We start from the raw sequence: 19,866 nt of genomic DNA, 5'->3' as shown, positions 1-19,866 counted from the left end.
CTACGAGCGCCGTCCGCTGCGCCACGTCCCCCTGCGGTCGTCGACGACCCCGATCTCTCCCCGAGTCCTGACGGAGCGCGCTCAGGGTGCGCAGCGCGCTCCGCTCAGGGTTCGGTGCTCAGGGTGCAGACGTCAGGGTCCTGTCGTCACGCGTCACACGTCACACGTCACGCGTCGAGCCCGCGCCGGGCGAGGAGCGGGGCGATCTCCGGTGCCCGGCCGCGCAGGTCGGCGAAGGCGACCATCGGGTCGACCGAGCCACCGCGCGCCAGGAGCTTGCGGCGGAACGCCTCGCCGTTCTCGCGGCGCAGCCCACCGTTCTCCTCGTACCACCGGACCGTGTCCGCGTCGAGGACCTCCGACCAGATGTACGAGTAGTACCCGGCCGAGTACCCGCCGCCGAAGACGTGGTTGAAGTACGTCGTGCGGTAGCGAGGGGGCACGGCCTCGAACGCCACGCCGGCAGCCTCGAGCGCCGCGGCCTCGAAGGGCACGACGTCCTCGACGCTCGTCGGGACCTCGTCCGGCGCGAGCTGGTGCCACGCCTGGTCGAGCAGCGCCGCGGCCAGGTACTCGGCCGTGCCGAACCCCTCGTTGAACTGCCGCGAGGCGAGCATCGTGTCGACCCAGGCCGCGGGCATCGGCTCCCCGGTGACGTGGTGCACCGCGTAGGACCGCAGGATCTCGGGCTCCCACGCCCACATCTCGTTGACCTGCGACGGGTACTCGACGAAGTCCCGCGGCACGTCCGTCCCCGACTGGGACGGGTAGCGCACGTCCGACAGCAGCCCGTGCAGCGCGTGCCCGAACTCGTGGAAGAGCGTGATGACCTCGTCCCACACGAGCAGCGTCGGCTCGCCCGCCGGCGGCTTGACGATGTTGAGGTTGTTGACGACCACGGGACGCTGGTCCAGCAGGTGGTTCTGGTCGACGAGGTTGTTCATCCACGCGCCGCCGCGCTTGGACTCCCGCGTGTACCAGTCGGCGAGGAACAGGCCCAGACCCTCGCCGGGGGCGCCCGGCGTCTCGGCGTCGAACACCTCGAAGACCCGCACGTCGGGGTGGTAGCCCACGAGGTCGGTCCGTTCGGTGAAGCTCAGCCCGTACAGCAGGTGCGCGGCCCGGAAGACGCCGTCGTGCACGACCCGCTCGAGCTCGAGGTAGGGGCGCAGCGCCGCGTCGTCGAGCGCGTACCGGTCCTTGCGGACCTGCTCGGCGAGCTGCGACCAGTCCGAGGCCCGCAGCGAAGCACCGGGCTCGGTGGCGTCGAGCGCCACCTGCAGGTCGGCCGCCTCGCGCCGGGCGTTGACGACCGCGGCCGGGGCGAGGCGGGACAGCATCGCGTTCACGGCCTCGGTCGTCTTGGCGGTGGCGTCCTCGGCGATGTACGCCGCGTGGTGGTCGTACCCGAGCAGCCGGGCGCGCTCGGCACGCAGCCGTGCGAGCTCGAGGACGATCTCGCGCGTGTCGTTCTCGTCCCCGGTCGCGCCGCGCGTCACGGACGCCTCCTGGACGCGCTCGCGCACGTCGCGCCGCTCGAGCGACGCCAGCACGCTCTGCTGCGTCGGCAGCTGCATCTCCAGGAGGTACGCGCCGTCGTGCCCCCGGTCTGCGGCGGCCTTGCCCGCAGCGGCGATCGCGTCGTCGGGCAGCCCGGCGAGGTCGGCGCGGTCGGTGACCAGGACGCTCGCGGCGTTCGCACCCGCCAGCAGCTTGCGCCCGAACGCCGCCTCGAGGGACGTGAGCCGGGCGTTGAGGTCACGCAGGTGCGCCTGCTGCGCGTCGTCGAGCTCGATGCCCGAGCGACGGAAGTCCACGAGGAGCGTCCGCAGCAGCCACGCGGTCTCGTCGTCGAGCGCGAGCTGCCCGGCGTCCGCGGAGGCCTGGAGCGCGCGGGCCCGCTCGTAGAGACGGGCATCCATGTAGATCGCGTCGTGATGTGCCGCCAGCTCGGGAGCGAGCACCTCCTCGATGTCCTCGAGCCCGGGCGTCGCGTCCGCGCTCACCTGGTTGTAGAAGGCCGTCACGGCGCGGGAGAAGAGCTGCCCGGCACGCTCGAGGGCGTGCACGGTGTTCTCCACGGTGGCCGGCCGCGGGTCGTTCGCGATGGCCGCGACCTCGGCGCGCTCGGCGGCCATCCCGGCCCTGATCGCGGGCAGGAAGTGCTCCTCGCGGATGCGGGCGTAGTCGGGCAGCTGGTAGGGCAGGCCGGAGGGCTCGGCGAACGGGTTGGCGGGGTCGAGGGACTCGGCCGCGGTGGCGGCGACGTCGTCGCTGGTGTGCGTCATACGTCCCATCATCGCCCGATCCTCTCGTGCGTCTCGACCTGGGCCCACGGCTCGACCGGCTCGCGCGGGTCGTCGGCCAGGAGGGTGCCCAGCCAGGCGTCGCGTCGTCGTCCGCGCTGGAGCGCGAAGCCGCGCACAGTGCCCTCGATGCGGAACCCGAGGCGCCACGCGGTGCGCCGCGAGGGCCAGTTGCCGACGTACGCCTGCCAGGACAGCTGCGCGAGCCCGAGCTCGTCGAACGCGCAGTCGACGACGGCCCGCCCGGCCGTGGTCATGAGCCCGCGGCCCCGCGCCTCCGGGGCCAACCAGTACCCGATCTCGGCGGACTGCTGACCCACCGGGGCGTCGTCGACCCCGAGGCCGATCATGCCGAGCACGGGGGCGGGCGTGCCCGCCGAGACCGCGGCGCGGTCGCGGACCGCCCACGTGAGGACGTTGCCCTTCGCCCACCCGTCGGTGACGTACCCGTCGACGAAGCCGACCGCGTCGTCGCGCGTATAGGGGGCGGGCACGACGGTCCACCGCGCGACGTCGGGGTCCTGGCAGACCTGGGTGATCCGGTCGACGTCGGCGGACGTGGGAGTGGACAGGTGGACGTCACCGGCGTCCAGGGTGAAGGGCTCCATCGCGCCAGAGTGCCACAGCGCGAGGACCCGGTCAGCGCAATTTCTCCGCCTCAGGCGGGGACCACGACCTCGTCGACGGGTCGCCACGGCAGGCCGTGGGCTACGGCGACCGGCTCGCTGAGGAGCTCGCCGGCGTGCGTGGACAGACCTGCCCGCAGCTGCGGGTCGCGGACGGCGGCCTCGATACCACCGTCCGCCAACCTCGCGAGGTGCGGCAGGGTCGCGCTGGTGAGGGCGTGCGTGCTCGTGACCGGCACGGCCCCCGGCATGTTCGCCACGCAGTAGAAGATCGAACCGTGCACTGTGAACGTCGGGTCGTCGTGCGTGGTCGGCCGGGAGCCCTCGAAGCACCCGCCCTGGTCGACCGCGACGTCGACCAGCACCGTCCCCGGGCGCATCCGGGCGACGAGGCCGTCGCTCACGAGCCGGGGTGCCCGGGCGCCCGCGACCAGCACCGCACCCACGACCAGGTCCGCCATGAGGACCTCTTCCTCGATGGCGTGCGCCGTGGACGCCACCGTGCGCACCCGTCCGGCGAACTGCCGGTCGAGGCTGCGCAGGACGGGCAGCGACACGTCGACCACCGTCACCTCGGCACGCATGCCCACCGCGATCTCCGCGGCGTGCCGACCGGCCGTGCCCCCTCCCAGCACCACCACCCGGCCGGGCCGGGTACCGGGCACACCACCCAGGAGCACACCGGCGCCCCCGGCGCTGCGCATCAGGTGGTAGGCCCCGACCTGGGTCGCCATCCGGCCGGCGACCTCGCTCATCGGCGCGAGCAACGGCAGCGAACCGTCCGGCGCCCGGACGGTCTCGTAGGCCACCGCGGTCGTGCCGGCGTCGAGCAGCGCCTCGGTGCCCGGCCGGTCGGCGGCGAGGTGCAGGTAGGCGAAGAGCAGCAGGTCCTTGCGCAGTCGCGGGTACTCCCCCGCGACCGGCTCCTTCACCTTGCACACCAGGTCCGCCGACCCCCACACCTCGTCGACGTCCGGCACGACCCGCGCGCCGGCGGCGACGTAGTCGGCGTCCGCGATCGCGGAGCCGACGCCGGCCCCCGCCTGGACGACGACCTCGTGCCCTCGGGCGACGAGGTGATGAGCGCCGGCCGGGGTGAGCGCGACGCGGTCCTCGTGGTTCTTGACCTCGGTCGGTATGCCGATCCTCATACCCCAGTGTGGCCGCACCGATGCGGTCCTCGCACCCGAGCGCGCCAAGCCCGGCCTGTCGCCACGACCCGCGACCCGCTACGGTCGGAGCGTGCCGACGTGGATCGATCCAGGAGAGATCGAGTTCGACGCTGCCATCGTCCCCGGGTCCCAGGGGCGTGGAGCGTTCGTCGAGGTACCGCTCGACACGGCCGACCTGTACGGGACGCGGGGGCGGATCCCTGTCGTCGCGTCGCTCGACGGCCTGAGGTTCCACGCCTCCCTGTTTTCCTACGGCGGGCCGCACTGGCTGGGCGTCCTTCGCGCCGTGCGCGCCGAGCTCGGCAAGGGCGTCGGCGACCACGTCCACGTGCGGCTGAGGCTCGACGACGTGCCGAGCGTGCCGCACGCCGCCGGCATCACGGTGTGACGCCCCGGCGGACCTCAGGTGGCCGACGGCGCGGCCGACCCTTGCTGCTCGCCGTCGCCCGAACCCGTGCCCGAGTCCTCCGCGTCCTCCGAGGTCGACGCCGAACGGCTCGCCGAGCCCAGCGCGATCTCCTTCGCCGTCGGGATGTCGTCCTCCATCGGCGGGTCCTTGTGCCGCAGCTTCGAGAACACCGACCACGCGACCGCAACCAGCGGCACCGACACGACAGCGCCCAGGATGCCCGCCAGCAACGTCCCGGCCGTCACGGCGACCGCCACCGCCACCGGATGCAGGTGCACCTGCTTGCCCATGATCAGCGGCTGCAGCACGTGCCCCTCGAACTGCCCGATGAGCGCGATGCCGAGCGTCACGATCAGCGCCACGACGATCCCGTCCGCCGCCAGCGCCACCACCGCGGCGATGATCATCGCCAGCGGCGCACCGATGATCGGGATGAACGCACCGATGAAGACGAGCACCGCGAGCGGCGCGGCGAGCGGGACACCCAGGACCGCCAGGAGGATCCCCGCCAGCACCCCGTCCACGAACGCGATGATCACCGTGCCGCGCGCATACCCGGAGAACGTGAACCAGCCCGCACCACCCGCGACCTTCCAGCTCTCGCGCGACCGGGCGGGAAGCTGGTTGAGGAACCAGATCCACATCTCCTTGCCCCGCGCCAGGAAGAACACCGTGGTGAACGTCGCCAGCGCGATCGCCGCGAACGCCTCGAAGACCGAACCGGCGCTCGCCGCCGCCTGGCTCGCGATGTCGCCACCGTGCTCCGCGAGCCACTCCCGCCCGTTGTCGATCCACTCGCTCACGTCGTCCGCGGTGATCGTCACCGGCAGCGGGCCGTTCTCGAGGAAATCGAGAATCTGGTCGAGCCCCGTCGTGAACTGCTCCGCCAGGCTCTCCCACTGCCCCGCGACCGACGAGATGATGTACGTCAGGAGACCGGCCACGACCAGGACGGCGGACAGCAGGGCGAGCGCCGTCGCGAGGGCGCGCGGCATCGCCTTCGCGAACCAGTCCGTCACCGGGCGCAGGACGGAGGTGACGACCAGCGCCAGGAAGATCGCGATGAACACGACCTGCACGCGAGACGTGGCGTAGAACACGAGCGCTACCACCGCGACCACCATCAGCAGCCGCCACGACCATCCGCCGGCCGTGCGCAACCACCCCGGCACGGACTCGTCGTAGCCGACGACGGACGGGTTGCGACGGGCGCCCGCGACCTTGCGCGCGGCGCTGCTCGTCCCCGCCAGGTGCTTCACGGAGACCGGCGAACGCTCCGAGGCGCCCACCGAGCTCGCACCGGACGGCGACGTCCGCGACGCTGCCTGCTCGTCTGTCACGTCTGCTCCATCTACCCGCGGACGTCCGATCCGGACCCGACTCGGCCCAGTCTGCACCACCTTGCCGATGCACGCTTGGCCTGCGGAACATGCTATGTTTCTACCCGCACCTGAACGGCGGAGACGCCGGAATGGTCCACTCGTCCGGGTGGCGGAATGGCAGACGCGCTAGCTTGAGGTGCTAGTGCCCGTATTAGGGCGTGGGGGTTCAAGTCCCCCTCCGGACACTCTTTTCTATACACGCGCCAAGCGGGTCCAGGGTCACCTGGGCCCGCTTCGTCGTTGAGTCGTACGTCAGCTGCAGGTCCAGGGCACGGTAGAGCTGTCCGCGCTCCTCGTCTGTCGCGAGTGCGAGAGCATCTGCGATCCCGGCGAAGCGAACCAGTGCCGCGTCGATCTCCTGGGCGACGCCTCTCGGCTCGGCGCCCGCGATCTTGCTCACACGTAGCTCCAGCAGCTTCTTCTCCGACTCCATCGCTGCCAGTTGCGCTGTGACGGCGTCGGAGATCAGTCCACGCCCGATGGCTTCGACGAGGTTGTCGATCACCTTCTGTGTCTCGGAGATCTTGGTACGGATGGCTCCGAGTTCTGCCGACCCGGTCACGGGCCTCGCCACCGCGGCCCGGAGTCGGCCCTGGTCGCTCAGCAGCGCGCCGAGCTCTCTGTCGAGCTGTGGCAGCACGTGCGCCTGGTTCAGGTGCACCGACCGCGGGTGATCTGCGAGCTCCGCGGAGATTGCGCGTGACTTGCCGATCTCACAGCGGTAGAGCGTCCGGCCTGTGCCGGCCTTCCGGTTCGGAACCCACATGCCCTGCATTCGCCGGCCACAGTGGCCGCACAGGACCAACCCCGCGAGCGGGTACGGACGTGTCGAACGGCGCGTCGCCCGGATTGAGGACGGCGCCCTTGCGGCGAAGCGGTGCGCCACGGCCTCGAAGAGCTCCGGATCAACGATCGCTTCATGTGTGCGCTGCTCCGGGCGCACCCACTCAGCGCCCTCCCTCCAGCGCATCCGCGTCACACTGCCAGCCGCGACGTCCTCGACATCGGCCAGGGTCTCGACCTTCTCCTGCTTCCCCCAGACCCGGAAGCCCGTGTAGGTCGGGTTCTTGAGGATCGCCCGCACGGAGGCGGCCGACCAACCCCGCGGGTCCCGGTGCCGGTTGCGCGCCGGGTCGGACGCTGACGGGGAAGCGATGCCCTCATCGGTGAGACGCTGCGCGATCGCGTTCAAGCCATGGTCACCGGTCGCGTAGAGCTCGAAGATCAGACGAACATTCGATGCGGTCGTCTCGTCTGCGATCAGTCGGTGCGCGCGCTGACCAGCGGCAGCCTTCGCTGGGTTCGGGTGCGGCCCGACGTCCGCGAGGCGGTAGCCGTACGGTGGCCGCCCTCCGAGGAATCGGTCTGTGTTCCTGGCGAGCTCGTGCATCGAGGACTTCGTGCGCTTCTGGATGCGGGTGCGTTCGCTCTTGGACATCCCACCGAACAGCGACATGACGATCTCGTGCGCATCGGAGTCCGGATCGACCGCTCCCCCCACCTCGGGCACGAACAACGCCACTCCATAGTGGGTCAGCACCGGGAACGTCATGGAGAACTGGTGGCCGTAGAACGCACGCTGCGGCTCCCCGATCACGATGCCGTCAAACCGTCTGGTCGCGCTCTTGACCTCCTCGAGCAGCGCTGCAGCTTGCGGGCGCCGTCGCCACGGGAGGGACCGGGACTGGCCGATGTCGAAGAACTCCGCGACGATCTCATGGTCGAGAGGACTGACCAGGTCTCGCGACCGCTTGAGCTGCCAAGCGCGCGACGCTTGCGGGTCCTGGGCGTCCTCGGTCGAGACGCGTCCGTAGAAGGCGAGCTTCATGCGTGGGGTGTCCATTCTCTATGCCGCGGTCGCTTCATTCTCCTCGGCACGCGCCCGTTCGGCCGCCGCCAACAAGATCTTCGCGGCCACCCGGTACGCTTCCTCGCTTGGCTCCCAGCCCTCGGGGACGTCCACCACGACGTCGACCTCGCTGGCAGACGCCTCACGCGTACGACGGAGAATGCTGGCGCTGCGGACGTTCCGCTCGGGAGGGGCCGCGCTCTCTCTGACTTCGCTCATGCGACGCGTGTTGACAGGGCACCGGGGAGGCGAACTCGGACCCTCGCGCTCGGTGCAGCGACCACGAGGGTCGCTCGGTCGGTCGTGCTCAACATCGCGCGGTCTCGACCAAACATCCCGCGATGTCGGGGGTGCTGGTCTCTGCTGGTCCAGGTACTCATAGGAGCTCCTCCGGTGGTGCGCGCTGCGGTTTGAAGCGCGCTCGCCCATGCGGTGGGACGCAGAGACCCGACGTGCCCGCTATCGAGTTAGTCGCGGCGGCGGTACGGGGCGCAGCCGACGTTCGCCAGGGCGTCGGCCCGCTCGTTGCCCGGGTCCCCGGAGTGGCCCTTGACCCACGTCCACTGGACGTCGTGGTGCGCGACCTGTTGGTCGAGCTCGCGCCACAGGTCCATGTTCTTCACCGGCTGGCCGGCGGCCGTGGTCCAGCCGCGGCGCTTCCATCCGGCGATCCACGACCGCATCCCGTTCATCACGTACGCCGAGTCGGTGTACAGAGCGACCTGGGTGCCGTCGGCCAGCGCCTGCAGTGCCCGGATCGCGGCCAGCAGCTCCATACGGTTGTTCGTCGTGGACGGTTCGCCACCGCTGAGCTCGACCGTGTCGTGCCCGTCGCGGATGAGCACGCCCCACCCGCCGGGCCCGGGGTTGCCCTTGCAAGCGCCGTCGGTCCAGGCGCGGGTGCGGCTCATGCGTGCACCCCAAGGCGCCACTCGACCCGCGCGGGCTCACCAGGTGGGAAGTAGCGGCGACGGCGGCGTTCGAGCCGCCACATGTACCCGGCGCTGGGGACCTTCGCGCCCTTCTGCAGGTTGTGCCTGGCGCACAGCGCCTGGCAGTTGCTCAGCGTGCTCGCCCCTCCCTTGGACCAGGGGTAGATGTGGTCGGCGTGGGTGGGGCGTGCCGAGCACCGCAGCCCGAGCATCGTCTTGTGCTCGCACCGCCCGCCTGCCCGTGTGAACGCTGCGGTGCGCTGGGCCGGGGTGAACAGCCGTTGCGGGTCCGTGCGCCCGCCCGCACGTCCCCGCAGGACGGGTGCGAGGACCAGGAACGCGAGCGCGCCGGCGAGGACTGCCATCGCCACCGGGTGCTCGTCGACGAGCACGGTCAGGGTGTCGAGCACCCGGTCGATGCCGTTCACGAGCAGGACCCCGATCCGCTCCACGAGTGCGTCACGGCGACCGAGCTGTTGGCCGTCGCCGTCGCGGTGACCGTCCCGGCCCCGGAGACGCTGACCGACTTGGAAGCCGAGCTGCCCCCGGTGGCGGACCCGGATGCGGCGCCGCTGATCTGCAGGCGCACCTCGGAACTGCCGGAGGCGGTGAAGGTGACGGTCACGGGGCCGTTGCACGACACGGAGATCGACCGGGTGGCCCGTGCTGGGGCCGGGGGTGGTGCCTGGGTCGGAGTCGTCGCGGGCGGCGGCGTGGTCGGCTTCGGTGTGGGCTGGGCGGACGGTTGGGGTGCCGGCGTTCCTCCGCCGCTGCTGCCGCCGGAGGATGAACCGCCACCGGACGAGCCCTGGCCGCTGCCGCCACCGGACGAACCACCGCTCGAAGGGCTCTGCGCCTCGTCCTCGTCCTCGCTCTCCTTCCGCCGATCCTCGGCCTCCTGCCACGCCTCCTGGGCGTCGAGGAGCTCCCGGGTGGCCCCGGTCAGCACCTCGGTGAACTCACGGTGCTGGTTGGTCGCGTGGGAGACGACCGCCAGGACGTCGGTGTCGATGACGCGTTCGAGTTGCGTCTCTGCGGCCTTGATCGTGTCCGAGAGCTCGGCGCGCAAGGGCCGGTCGCTCTTCTTGACCTTGCCCTTCGAGCCCTTCACCGCTGATCTGGCGGCGGCCACCGATTCCTCGAGGTCGCCGGCCGCGCCGTCCAGCGCGGTGAGGGCGACTTCCAGCTCTGCTGCTGCCTTCGCCTTCCGCTCAGCCTCGAGCTCGGCCTGCGCCTGGTCGGCCAGCGCTTGAGCAGCCTCCGCGCGCTCTCGCTCGGCCTGCGCCTCGGCAGCGGCACGCTTGCCGGTCAGGTCGAGGTCGAGAACGTCCACCGCGTACGCTCCCCCACCGCCGAGGAGCGCGAGCACCAGCACCACGCTGGCCACCTTCGTCCCCCGGCCGCCGAGCCTGTAGGCGAGAGTCTGGCGGCGCGTGCGCAGCAGCAACGCGTCCCGCGGCAGAGTCTGCTCGGCGCGCCGCGAGCGGCGGGTACCCGAGGGGCTGGGGCCCGCGTCGCGCGGGGTGAACAGGTCGTCGAGACCCCCGCTGTCCTGGCTCACCGTGTGTCCTCTCCGAAAGCGAAACGGCCACCACCCCGACGGGCCCGTGAAGAGCGCGCCGGGGCGGTGGCCTGGTCTGTCAGAAGTCGTCGTCGGCTGGAGCGGGCTCAGCCTTGGCCTTGCCCTTGGCCGGCGCACGGGCGGGCTTGTCTCCGTCGTCGGAGGCGGCCGAGCCGTTCGACTTCGCACCACCGCCGGACTTCGCGTTGCGGGAGACCGTCGCGGTCGCGTACCGCAGCACCGGCCCGATCTCGTCGATCTGCAGCTCGACGACGGTCCGCTTCCCACCCTCGTTGTTCTCGAACGAGCGCTGCACGAGGGCTCCCTGCGCGATCACACGCATGCCCTTCGTGAGCGACTCCGCGACGTTCTCCGCGTACTCACGCCAGACCGAGCCGCGCAGGAACAGCGTGTCGCCGTCCTTCCACTCCTGGGTCTCACGGTCGAAGACTCGCGGGGTCGAAGCGATGGTCAGGTTCGCCACCGCAGCCCCGCCCGGGGTGAATCGCAGCTCCGGGTCTCCGGTCAGGTTTCCCACGACGGTGGTGATCGTCTCGCCAGCCATGATGACTGCCTCTCTCTAGTTCCGCTCCGTGCCGACCCCCGCCGGGGGACGGTCGCAGGACCCGCGGTTCGAGCCCTGGACTGAGCCGAGCAACCTCGGCCTCCCTCTCTCTGTGGGTTGAGGCGCAACCTCGAAAGCACCGATCAGGAGACGGCAGCTAGGGCGCGGACAGCGGTCAGCTGCACCCACACCCCAGGCAGCAGCCCAGACCCGTCGAGATCCTCCTGCGGTTGCGCCTCGAGCTGGTCACGTGCTGCCCGCTGCGTCCAGGCGTTGACCACGACGACCAGCGGGCCGGTTCGCGTGACCCACGTTCCTGGGCTGGGCGGCATCGTCACCGACATCTGCTGCAGAGCCCTGCTCGCGGTCAGCGCCGCGGCGTACGTGGTGCGTGCTGACGCCCTTGCGTCCGCCCACACCACGTCCCGCTCCTCTCGCCAGCGCAGCGACAGCACCGTGACGCCACCGTCGCCCGCCGCCACCGACTCCGCCGGTTCCGGTGCCGGGGTGTGGGCGAGCCCCTCGACGTCGTCGACAGTCACGATCGTCGTGCTGAGGGGTGCCGGGTCCGCGAACCCTTCGACGCCCGCCTCCACCTGCTCCTCCACGACCGCGGCACCGGGAGCCGGCTCGGGCGCCGGCGCCGCGTCCTCTCGGTTTGGCACCACCCGCAGCGCGGGACGAGCCCTAGCCTTGGGCGTGGCCACGTGCGCCGCGTCGTCGAGCTCGACCGACCACATGTGGTTGACGTTGAGGCTCGTGGTGGTCTCTGTTCTCGTCACGTCGTTGCCCTCTTCGTCGACCTCGGTGAACTCCCGCTCACGCACCGACACGCGACCCCTGATCGCCACCACGTCCCCCACCTGCGGGGCACCCTCGAACGCCGACCCGACCTGCTTGAGCGCCTGGTCGAACGCGACGATCTCCTTGGTCTGCGTCGAACCCTCCAGCCGCCCGCTGGCCATCCGGCCACGGGAGTAGCTGCGCTCGGACCAGTCGGCGAGCACCCCGATCGTCGTGGTGACCTCCCCGTGGTCGGTGGGGGTCTTGTGCAGCGGCACCGGCGTGATCGAGTGACCTTCGGGGCGCCAGCCGCGGATCTGGTCTCGCAGCTCGACCAGTGGGTGGGCGCCGACGACGAACCCGATCGCGGCCCGCTCCTGGGCGCTGCGCTCGACGACTCCCCACTCCGCGTCCGGGATCTGGTCGACGCTGCCCCGGGTACGGGCGACCATCATCATCCCGAGCCTCGGACCGAACTCGTCGAGCGCGCCGGCGCGGATGAGGGACTCCACGGTCGACGGACCGAGCACCTTCCCGTCAGGTGCGTGCGTCCGGCGCACGAAGTCACCCATCGAGGTGAACGGGCCATGTGCCTCACGCTCAGCAACGATCGCCTCGGCGACCTGCGCCCCCACGCCCTTGATCTCGGCGAGCCCGAGGTAGACGGCGGAACCGTCGGTGAAGGCGCGCGCCTGGGCGACGTTCACCCCGGGGCCACCGATCGTGATGCCCTCGGCCGACACCTCGACCAGTGCGGTGCGCCGCTTGTCGTCGTGGTCGGTGCACGCGAGCATCGCGGCGGCAAACTGCAACGGCCAGTTCGCCTTGAGGTAGGCGGTCATGTAGGTCACCAGCCCGTAGGCCGCCGAGTGCGACTTGTTGAACAGGTACTCGGCTGACGACTCGAACGTCGCCCACAGGCGCTCGAGCGTCGCACGCGAGAACGCGATCTTCACGACGTGCCCGTCGTCGTCACGCACTTCCTGCTGCCCCCCGTCGAGCCACATCCGCCCGACCGCGGCGACCTCGTCCGCCTTCTTCTTCGACACGGCCTTGCGCAACCGGTTCTTCTGCGCGGCACTGAACCCGGCGACCTTCTCCCCCAGGATCATGAGCTGCTCCTGGAAGACCACAGTCCCGTAGGTCTCGTCGAGCACCTGCGCGATGACGTGCTGCTCCGCGGGGTCGGTCGTCAGGTAGTCGTAGGACACCTGCTCGCGCCCGTTCTTCCGGTCGGCGTAGCGGGTGTGCATCCCGGCGCCGAGCGGGCCCGGCCGAAACAGCGCGACCAGCGCGGACAGGTCGTCGATCGACGTGGGCGCGACCTGCTCGGCGAGCTGGCTCATCCCGCCGCTCTCGAGCTGGAACAGGCCGCTGGTCCGTCCGGACTGCAGCAGATCCCACGTCGCCTGGGCGCGCTCGGGGCTGTCCGGGTGGTCGGGGTCGATCCGGTCCACGTCGATGACCTCACCGGTGGTCTCGGCGATGATCCTCACGCACAGGTCCGCGATGTCGAGGTTGCGCAGCACCAGGAAGTCCATCTTCACCAGGCCGAACGCCTCGACGTCCGAGCCCTCCCATTCGGTGATGCGCAGGGCGCCGGCGTCCTTCGAGTTGTGGCGCACCGGGACGAGGTCGTCGAGGCCTTCGTCGGAGAGCACGACCCCGCACGCGTGGATCGACTTGCCGAAGATCGTGTCCTCCATGCCACGGGCGAGGTCGAACGCCGCCCGGGCGTCCTCATCACGCTCGAGCGCGGTGCGCAGCGTCTCGGTTGCCGGGTCGGTCGGGTCGACTGCGCGCGCCATCGGGTACGGCTTGGCGCCTGCCATCGGGTACTTCTTCGTCAGCTTCTTCGTGCCCGCGTCGGGGTGACCGAGTGCACGTGCGGCGCGGCTGATCGCGTCCTTGGCGCGCGCGACGCCGAACGTGCCGAGCGCCGCGACCTTGTCCGCGCCCCAACGGCGCGCGAAGTACTGGTGCACCTCGCCACGACGCGACTGCTGGAAGTCGACGTCGATGTCCGGCAGCCCGGCCCGCTCGGGGTCCAGGAAGCGCTCGAACAGCAGGGAGTGACGCAGGGGGCACAGGTTCGTGATGCCCAGGCAGTACGCGACCATCGACCCGGCCGCCGATCCTCGTCCCGGGCCCACGAGGATCCCTTGGGCGCGTGCCCACGCGATCACGTCAGCCACGATGAGGAAGTAGTCACCGAAGCCGGAACCCCTGATGACCTTGAACTCCCAGTTGAGACGGCTGCGGACGTCCTCGGGAAGGTCCTTGACGGACGTCTCGGTGCCGGTGCCGTACCGCTTGAGCGCGCCGGCCGCGATCTGGTCCTTGAGCAGTGCCGTGGTGTCGGTGTACCCGTCCGGGACGGGGAAGTGCGGTATGCGGGTGCGTGGGGCTGGCAGTGTGCGCTCTGCGCACCGCTCGGCGATGCGCACGGTGTTGTCGACGGCCTCCTGCCACCAGGGCGCGCCGTCGAACAGGGCGCGCATCTCCGCCTCGGTACGGAAGTGGTGTCCGGTGCCATGGAAGTGGAACCGCTTCGGATCGGCGAGGGTCTTCTTCGACCCGGCGGCGAGCCATGCCTCGTGGGCGGTGTGGTCGCCCGGGTGGGCGTAGTGGGCGTCGTTGGTCGCGACCAGCGGCAGGTCGAGGTCGGCGGCCAGCGCCCGCAGCTCGCCTGTGACGCGCTGCTGGGCCGCGATGCCGTGATCCATGACCTCGACGTACACGTTCTCGTGGCCGACGGCGTCGATCAGGGCGAGGGCGTTCGCGCGTGCGGTGGCGCGGTCGGCGGCCGCACCGTCATGCTCGGCGCGCCCATCCCGCAGGACGGCACGGTTGAGGTAGAACGCGAGCGGCCCGCCGAGGCACCCGGTGAGCACGATGAGGCCTTCCCTGTGGGCCTTGAGCTGCTCGAGGTCGGTGCGCGGCTTGTACCAGACGTTCTCGGCGGCGTTGTTGTGCAGCCGCACGAGGTTCGACCAGCCCTCGGGGGTGCGGGCCAGGACCGTCAGGTGCATGTACCGCTTGTCGGGCTTCGCGGAACGTGCGCCGTCCTCCTTGGTGCCGACGTCTTCGCTGTCCTCGTCGTCGGGGTCGACGGGTTCGCCGACCTTGGCCCGGTTGGACCCGAACGCGAGGTAGAACTCCTCTCCGGCGATCGGCTTGATCCCAGCGTCGGTGCACTGGGTCGTGAGCTGCCATGCCCCGGACAGGGTTCCGTGATCGGTGATCGCCAGCGCGCTCTGTCCGTCAGCGATCGCGGCCTGCACGTAGTCGCTGATCGACGCGAGGCCGTCGAGCTCTGAGTGTTCGGAGTGCGTGTGCAGCGAGACGTATCCCATGCCTGTACCTGTGGGCTGAGACCTGACGTCGAAAGCGCTCATGCTGTGGGTGTTGACGGGCGCCGGGTGTGGTGAACATCCCACGGCTACGCTCGTTCGGTGACCTACCGCGAGACCGCGCAGCCGCCCCGCCCAGACGGCGACACGCCGTTGGTGCCCTCGGGCCCGGGCATGCGTCGCGTGTCGCCGGTGGATGCGCCCGGTGTGGCATGGACGCTCGCGTGGTCGTTCAACCCTGCGCAGCGAGGCTGGCCCCGCAGGGTACTCGCCTCGGCGATGTGGCCGATCTGGGCGGTTCTGGTGCTCGTGCTGCCGGGCTTCGTCCACGCCGACCGGAAGGTCGTCGCGCGCCTGGCTCGTCGCGCGCCGTTGGCGACGACGCTGCTGGGGCTGCGGTTCTTGCTCCTCGCCGTGGCGGTCTGGGCGCTCCCTCTGCTGCTGCTCGCGGGCCTGGTGCCGTGGTGGCTGGCTCTCCCTGTCGTGCTCCTCGCGGCTGTCTGGGGCGGTGCTGGTTGCGTAGCGCTGCTGGCGGTCTCGAGGGTCTGCCGTTCGCGACCAGCGTCGAGGGCGAGCCGGTCTACACCGACGCATCCGACAACCCCGGCTACGCCATCAAGACCACCGGCGGACAAGTCCCCATCACCACCTGGTACGGAGCATCCATCGGCGGCGATCTCGCCTGGTGCCGGGTGGCGTTGATGGTGATCGTCACGATTGCGCTGTGGGCGGTTGCGGTCATTCTCGTGCTGCCAGGAAGCTTCTCGGCAGTCGTCACGATGAACGGAATGGATGACCATGTGTGGGAGAGGAGGTGCGGCCCAGCACTCACTATCGGTTTAGCCGTGTCGTCCTTGCTCACCCTCTTCTCGTCGGCGATCTCGATACCCCTCTTCCTGGATGGCGCCGTTGAAGAGTGGGTGGCAGTAGGTGTCTCCTGGTACGCCATCTCCGGCCTGACGGCACTCGCCACCTGGATGGTCGCTCGACGATTCGAGGTCTCAGGTGGGGTTGCCTCCCCGGACGTGCGGATGCTGCGCGAGCTGAGGCGCTCGCGCAGCCTTCGATTCAGGCTCGTGCTCGCACTCGCTGCGGCATGCGTCAGTCTCGTGGCGACCCTTGTCGCGCGTCAGGTGTAGACGCGGGTGCTGCTGCTTTCGGGGTTGGCCGACGAGGAGACCTGCAACGCACCGTGCGCTCAGAAGACTCGACAACAGGGTCAACCCTATCGGCCCTCGACGCGCGCACCTCATGCGCACCACGCCAAAGAACTGGAGAGGACTGTGATCCTACGGAGTCGACGAACGCTCGACGGCGTTCGGTACCTAGTGATCAAAGATCTACCACCGAAGGAATCAGCGCTTCGCCGGGCGGTACGTTCCGGCCTCGGGATCTTCGTGGAGGAGCTGAGCCCCGAAGTCGAGAGCCTTGATTTTCTCAAGCCGGTCATTTCTGACCTGCGACATCTCCTCGTGACCGAACAGGCCCGTCTCGACACCAAGGTGCTGGAGATGGCGAAGCGGCTATCGAACCTAAGCATCTGGGCGACTCCGGCGACCGCTACCGACCTATCGACGATCCCGCTGCACTCGTTTGCGGGAAGCGCGCACAGGAACTGGGCGTCACTCAAAACAAGCCCGACGCTGCGCGAGCTCTATCTTGAGCATGGCAACTTCTCCTGGACTGAAGGCCTAGAGCGGCTATCGAAAGTCACTCTCACAGGCATGAAGGGAGACGTCAAAATTCCTCGCCCCTCGCCTGTGCTCAATTCCGTGAGAGAGCTATCACTTCATGGCCCCCGCTCACTTTCCCTTGAGAGCCTTCCCGACTATCAGCGGCTAGAATCGCTTGAACTGTCGCGCATCGGTGAAGTCCTGCACGCTAGCAACGTTGCGTTGTTGCCAAACCTGAAGAAGCTCCGGCTTGAGGACGTTCGCTCGATGGAGGAATCTCAGTGGCTCCGCTCAGATCTTCCCATCGAGGAGGTGTTGATTATCGGTGATACCTCCTGGATCGCGGCAGCTTGGACCCAATTGCAGCCCCCACCTCGAAAGTGGTCCATCCCACCTTGGGTCAAGTAGTCCATCCCGCATCCACTCGACACCCGGCGGGTGAGGTAGCGCACAGACTCGAGAACGCCCTTGAGAGTCCGGCTTGTGGGCCCGCTTCTTACCTCACCTGGGCCGCACCATTCTCAGCCGAGAACCCTGACCGCCAGCGCGCCCGCCGTGAACCCGACGAGCAGGCCCGCGATGACCTCGGTGCGGGTGTGGTCGCGCACCGCGAGGCGCGCCAGGCCGACCAGGGCGCCTACCGCGAGGATCGCCACGGCCCACGGCCAGGAGAACGCGCTCATCACGCCGGCACCGACCGAGAACACCCCGACGTGGATCGACGCCCGCACAACCGGTGTGACCAGCGCCATCGCGACCACACCGAGGACGCACGCGCCGAGCACCCGCATCGCCGCGGCCGGCGCACCGGCCAGGCCCAGCACCCACAGAGACAGGCCCTCGATCACGATGAGGCCGGCGAGCACGACCATGCGCTGCCCGCGCGGCCGCACGTGACGTGACTCCCACACCTTCGCCCGCGCGAGCCCGTGCACGAACGCGTACGGCAGTCCGGCCATGCCTACGAACGCCAGCACGGCGATCCACCACTGAGCAGGCAGATCCAACGTCAGCAGGCACACGACCACGATCGTCGCCGCCACGGTGTACCCAGGTGCCAGCACCTCGGTGACGACCCGGGCCCAGCGAGGCCCCGACGCCTGATCAGTGGTCGACTGCGGCAAGGACATCGCGCCGGGCCTCCTCATCCACCTCGTCGCGGAAGACCCGACCGAGCCGAGCCAGGCTGGTGTCGTCGGAGACCAGCGCACCCCAGTCGTCGGTCGCGGGCTGCTCGGGTGCGGCGCCGGCGTCGCGACGAGCCGCGGCGATGTCCAGGCGGTAGGCGAGCTCGAGCTCGGGGCTCGCGTCCGGGATCACGTTGCGCACCGTCTCGCGGTCGCGATCGTCGGCGCAGCGGCGCAGCACGGCGATCGCGTCGAGGATCTCCACCTGGCGCCGGTAGTCGACCACCTTCGAGCTCGCACCGTCCAGGCGAACCTCGTCGCTCAGCCCGACCAGGTGCGCGTGCATGTCCCCCAGGTCGCGTCGCCGGCGACGACGTTCGCCCGCGCTGATCGCCAGGTGAGCCACGATCCCGACCGGCGCCAGGACGCTGGAGGCGAGGATCAGGTAGCGCGTGCGGATGCCGAGCACGAGGTATGGCTCGAGCGACCCGGGCTCGTGCAGCACGAGCGCGATGACGCTGATGATCGCCCACGCGACCGCGACGAGCGCGCCGAGCGCCGCGACGTCCAGCCCCCACCGCTGTCGAAGCGGCTTCCCGGCCCCTGCGGTGAACGCAGACCAGCCGAAGGCGCCAACGGCCAGGACGAAGGTTCCGTAGTACAGGGCCCAGTAGGCGACCATCCACGGGCGGTCGACCATCTGCGCGTCGAGGTCGTCAGTGGTCCAGGGCCCGTTTGCGACGAAGACGGCGGTCATGCTCGCCGCGATGACCGCGCACAGCACGACGACGGTCCTCGCCTTCACGACGCTGGACGTGAGGGAGCCGCGCACCCAGGCTGCGACCGCCAGGCATCCGCTGACGAGGAGGACGTGCTTGGCGACCTCGTGCGTCCCGGGTGGCAAGCTCGCCTGCACCCAGGTGTACAGGCCCGGGACGCGCAGCGCAGAGGCCGCCGAGACCAAGGCGAGCCCCAGCGGCAGCAGGGACGCCTGCGGGCCGCGGCCCCTCGACCGCCACGCGGTCCACAGCGTCGCGACGGCGAGCGTGATGAGGGCGATCGCGCTCAGGGAGGTGCTCACCGGTACTCCTCCAAGGACCCGAGGCTCGTCCCGATGCCGCCGCTGCGACCTGAGATCAGGATCATGAGCTCGCTCGCCACGAGCTCGACCCTCCGCTCGGTCGGGTCGTCGTAGGACGTGCGACTGGCGGTGGTTCGCTCCTGCGCGGGGTCGTAGACCGCCTCGAGGATGTGCATGAGCTCGTGGGCGACGATGTGCCCCGCAACATCGTCGACGTCGGCCAGGGACTCCACCTTGGCCTGTTTGCCCCACATCCGGACGCCCGTGTACGCAGGATTCACGAGAATTGCCCGTACCGATGCGTGCGCCCACCCCCGTGGGTCGCGATGACTGTTGCGTGACGGGTCGTGAGCGGACGGCGACGGGACGCCTTCGTCGGTGAGCCGTTGCGCGATCGAGCGCAAGCCATGGCCTTCGAGGAACTCGGCGAAGATCCGCGCAACGACCGGTGCTGCGCCCACATCCGGCACAAGCTTGTGGGCGCGCTGTCCGGCCGCCGCCTTCCCAGGGTTGGGGTGCGGCCCCACGTCGGCGAGCGTGTACCCATAGGGAGGACGGCCTCCCAGGAACCGGTCGGTGTTCCTGGCGAGCTCGTGCATCGAGGACTTCGTGCGCTTCTGGATGCGAGTGCGCTCACTCTTGGACATCCCACCGAACAGCGACATGACGATCTCGTGCGCATCGGAGTCCGGATCGACCGCTCCCCCCACCTCGGGCACGAACAACGCCACTCCATAGTGGGTCAGCACCGGGAACGTCATGGAGAACTGGTGGCCGTAGAACGCACGCTGCGGCTCCCCGATCACGATGCCGTCAAACCGTCTGGTCGCGCTCTTGACCTCCTCGAGCAGCGCTGCAGCTTGCGGGCGCCGTCGCCACGGGAGGGACCGGGACTGGCCGATGTCGAAGAACTCCGCGACGATCTCATGGTCGAGAGGACTGACCAGGTCTCGCGACCGCTTGAGCTGCCAAGCGCGCGACGCTTGCGGGTCCTGGGCGTCCTCGGTCGAGACGCGTCCGTAGAAGGCGAGCTTCATGCGTGGGGTG

Annotated in this window: 17 protein-coding genes and 1 tRNA gene; 4 read left to right on the top strand and 14 right to left on the bottom strand. The window is 70.0% G+C overall.

What is annotated here, in order from left to right; all coding sequences use genetic code 11:
- Nucleotides 1–167 precede the first annotated feature (167 nt).
- Genes OHL10_RS04780 through ald form a run of 3 tightly spaced genes read right to left on the bottom strand, consistent with a single transcriptional unit; the run spans nucleotide 168 to nucleotide 4,083 of the window.
- Nucleotides 168–2,297 carry a M3 family metallopeptidase gene (locus OHL10_RS04780; RefSeq protein ID WP_425498969.1) on the bottom strand — a complete coding sequence of 710 codons (2,130 nt, stop codon included), beginning with the start codon at nucleotides 2,295–2,297 and terminating at the stop codon, nucleotides 168–170.
- On the bottom strand, nucleotides 2,297–2,914 hold the full coding sequence (locus tag OHL10_RS04775) for a GNAT family N-acetyltransferase (RefSeq protein WP_265521048.1): 618 nt from the start codon (nucleotides 2,912–2,914) through the stop codon (nucleotides 2,297–2,299). Before OHL10_RS04775 ends, OHL10_RS04780 begins: the two co-directional genes overlap by 1 nt.
- Nucleotides 2,915–2,964: 50 nt before the next feature.
- Nucleotides 2,965–4,083 carry an alanine dehydrogenase gene (gene ald, locus OHL10_RS04770; RefSeq protein ID WP_265521047.1) on the bottom strand — a complete coding sequence of 373 codons (1,119 nt, stop codon included), beginning with the start codon at nucleotides 4,081–4,083 and terminating at the stop codon, nucleotides 2,965–2,967.
- Between the two features lie 91 nt (nucleotides 4,084–4,174).
- Here ald and OHL10_RS04765 point away from each other — a divergent pair, with 91 nt between their 5' ends.
- Complete coding sequence (locus OHL10_RS04765) at nucleotides 4,175–4,492, top strand: DUF1905 domain-containing protein (protein ID WP_265521046.1); 318 nt, start codon at nucleotides 4,175–4,177, stop codon at nucleotides 4,490–4,492.
- A gap of 14 nt (nucleotides 4,493–4,506) precedes the next feature.
- Here OHL10_RS04765 and OHL10_RS04760 read toward each other — a convergent pair whose 3' ends face one another.
- Complete coding sequence (locus OHL10_RS04760; protein WP_265521045.1) at nucleotides 4,507–5,853, bottom strand: AI-2E family transporter; 1,347 nt, start codon at nucleotides 5,851–5,853, stop codon at nucleotides 4,507–4,509.
- Nucleotides 5,854–5,995: 142 nt separating this feature from the next.
- On the opposite strand from OHL10_RS04760, the gene OHL10_RS04755 reads away from it, so the two are divergent.
- Nucleotides 5,996–6,080: transfer RNA gene (locus OHL10_RS04755), tRNA-Leu, on the top strand.
- Here OHL10_RS04755 and OHL10_RS04750 read toward each other — a convergent pair.
- The 7 genes from OHL10_RS04750 to OHL10_RS04720 form a co-directional block, all read right to left on the bottom strand.
- Nucleotides 6,062–7,723: a recombinase family protein gene (locus OHL10_RS04750; protein WP_265521044.1), complete on the bottom strand. Its 1,662-nt coding sequence runs from the start codon at nucleotides 7,721–7,723 to the stop codon at nucleotides 6,062–6,064. The genes OHL10_RS04755 and OHL10_RS04750 overlap by 19 nt on opposite strands.
- Nucleotides 7,724–7,741: 18 nt before the next feature.
- Nucleotides 7,742–7,963, bottom strand: a complete 222-nt coding sequence (locus tag OHL10_RS04745; protein WP_265521043.1) for a hypothetical protein — start codon at nucleotides 7,961–7,963, stop codon at nucleotides 7,742–7,744.
- A 248-nt stretch (nucleotides 7,964–8,211) separates the two neighbouring features.
- A complete protein-coding gene (gene rnhA / locus OHL10_RS04740; RefSeq protein ID WP_265521042.1) occupies nucleotides 8,212–8,655 on the bottom strand; it encodes a ribonuclease HI in 444 nt (147 codons plus the stop codon).
- Complete coding sequence (locus OHL10_RS04735) at nucleotides 8,652–9,104, bottom strand: HNH endonuclease (protein WP_265521041.1); 453 nt, start codon at nucleotides 9,102–9,104, stop codon at nucleotides 8,652–8,654. Before OHL10_RS04735 ends, rnhA begins: the two co-directional genes overlap by 4 nt.
- Nucleotides 9,101–10,237 carry a hypothetical protein gene (locus tag OHL10_RS04730; protein ID WP_265521040.1) on the bottom strand — a complete coding sequence of 379 codons (1,137 nt, stop codon included), beginning with the start codon at nucleotides 10,235–10,237 and terminating at the stop codon, nucleotides 9,101–9,103. The genes OHL10_RS04735 and OHL10_RS04730 overlap by 4 nt, the downstream gene beginning before the upstream one ends.
- A gap of 79 nt (nucleotides 10,238–10,316) precedes the next feature.
- Nucleotides 10,317–10,802, bottom strand: coding sequence for a single-stranded DNA-binding protein (locus tag OHL10_RS04725; RefSeq protein ID WP_265521039.1), 486 nt, complete (start codon nucleotides 10,800–10,802; stop codon nucleotides 10,317–10,319).
- 143 nt (nucleotides 10,803–10,945) lie between these two features.
- Nucleotides 10,946–14,941, bottom strand: a complete 3,996-nt coding sequence (locus OHL10_RS04720) for a DNA polymerase III subunit alpha (protein ID WP_265521038.1) — start codon at nucleotides 14,939–14,941, stop codon at nucleotides 10,946–10,948.
- 512 nt (nucleotides 14,942–15,453) lie between these two features.
- Here OHL10_RS04720 and OHL10_RS04715 point away from each other — a divergent pair.
- Both OHL10_RS04715 and OHL10_RS04710 read left to right on the top strand, forming a co-directional pair.
- Nucleotides 15,454–16,077 carry a hypothetical protein gene (locus OHL10_RS04715; protein ID WP_265521037.1) on the top strand — a complete coding sequence of 208 codons (624 nt, stop codon included), beginning with the start codon at nucleotides 15,454–15,456 and terminating at the stop codon, nucleotides 16,075–16,077.
- A gap of 258 nt (nucleotides 16,078–16,335) precedes the next feature.
- Nucleotides 16,336–17,019, top strand: coding sequence for a hypothetical protein (locus tag OHL10_RS04710; protein ID WP_265521036.1), 684 nt, complete (start codon nucleotides 16,336–16,338; stop codon nucleotides 17,017–17,019).
- A 113-nt stretch (nucleotides 17,020–17,132) separates the two neighbouring features.
- On the opposite strand, the gene OHL10_RS04705 is transcribed toward OHL10_RS04710, so the two are convergent.
- The 3 genes from OHL10_RS04705 to OHL10_RS04695 form a co-directional block, all read right to left on the bottom strand.
- Nucleotides 17,133–17,741, bottom strand: a complete 609-nt coding sequence (locus tag OHL10_RS04705; protein WP_265521035.1) for a hypothetical protein — start codon at nucleotides 17,739–17,741, stop codon at nucleotides 17,133–17,135.
- The gene (locus OHL10_RS04700; RefSeq protein ID WP_265521034.1) at nucleotides 17,716–18,819 is read right to left on the bottom strand and encodes a hypothetical protein; all 1,104 of its coding nucleotides are present in this window, start codon (nucleotides 18,817–18,819) and stop codon (nucleotides 17,716–17,718) included. Before OHL10_RS04700 ends, OHL10_RS04705 begins: the two co-directional genes overlap by 26 nt.
- Nucleotides 18,816–19,866, bottom strand: a 1,051-nt coding sequence (locus OHL10_RS04695) for a recombinase family protein (protein ID WP_265521033.1), incomplete at its 5' end; no start/stop codon positions are given. The genes OHL10_RS04695 and OHL10_RS04700, both read right to left, overlap by 4 nt.

The organism is Oerskovia flava, assembly GCF_026163685.1.
Classification (GTDB): domain Bacteria; phylum Actinomycetota; class Actinomycetes; order Actinomycetales; family Cellulomonadaceae; genus Oerskovia_A; species Oerskovia_A flava.
This window is presented reverse-complemented; position numbering and strand designations above follow the sequence as displayed.

Bases quoted from the DNA above. Each gene is read 5' to 3' on its own strand.
- OHL10_RS04780 (WP_425498969.1), bottom strand. From the start codon at position 2,297: ATGGGACGTATGACGCACACCAGCGACGACGTCGCCGCCACCGCGGCC.
- OHL10_RS04750 (WP_265521044.1), bottom strand. From the start codon at position 7,723: ATGAAGCTCGCCTTCTACGGACGCGTCTCGACCGAGGACGCCCAGGAC.
- ald (WP_265521047.1), bottom strand. From the start codon at position 4,083: ATGAGGATCGGCATACCGACCGAGGTCAAGAACCACGAGGACCGCGTC.
- OHL10_RS04720 (WP_265521038.1), bottom strand. From the start codon at position 14,941: ATGGGATACGTCTCGCTGCACACGCACTCCGAACACTCAGAGCTCGAC.
- OHL10_RS04725 (WP_265521039.1), bottom strand. From the start codon at position 10,802: ATGGCTGGCGAGACGATCACCACCGTCGTGGGAAACCTGACCGGAGAC.
- rnhA (WP_265521042.1), bottom strand. From the start codon at position 8,655: ATGAGCCGCACCCGCGCCTGGACCGACGGCGCTTGCAAGGGCAACCCC.
- OHL10_RS04705 (WP_265521035.1), bottom strand. From the start codon at position 17,741: ATGTCCTTGCCGCAGTCGACCACTGATCAGGCGTCGGGGCCTCGCTGG.
- OHL10_RS04775 (WP_265521048.1), bottom strand. From the start codon at position 2,914: ATGGAGCCCTTCACCCTGGACGCCGGTGACGTCCACCTGTCCACTCCC.
- OHL10_RS04745 (WP_265521043.1), bottom strand. From the start codon at position 7,963: ATGAGCGAAGTCAGAGAGAGCGCGGCCCCTCCCGAGCGGAACGTCCGC.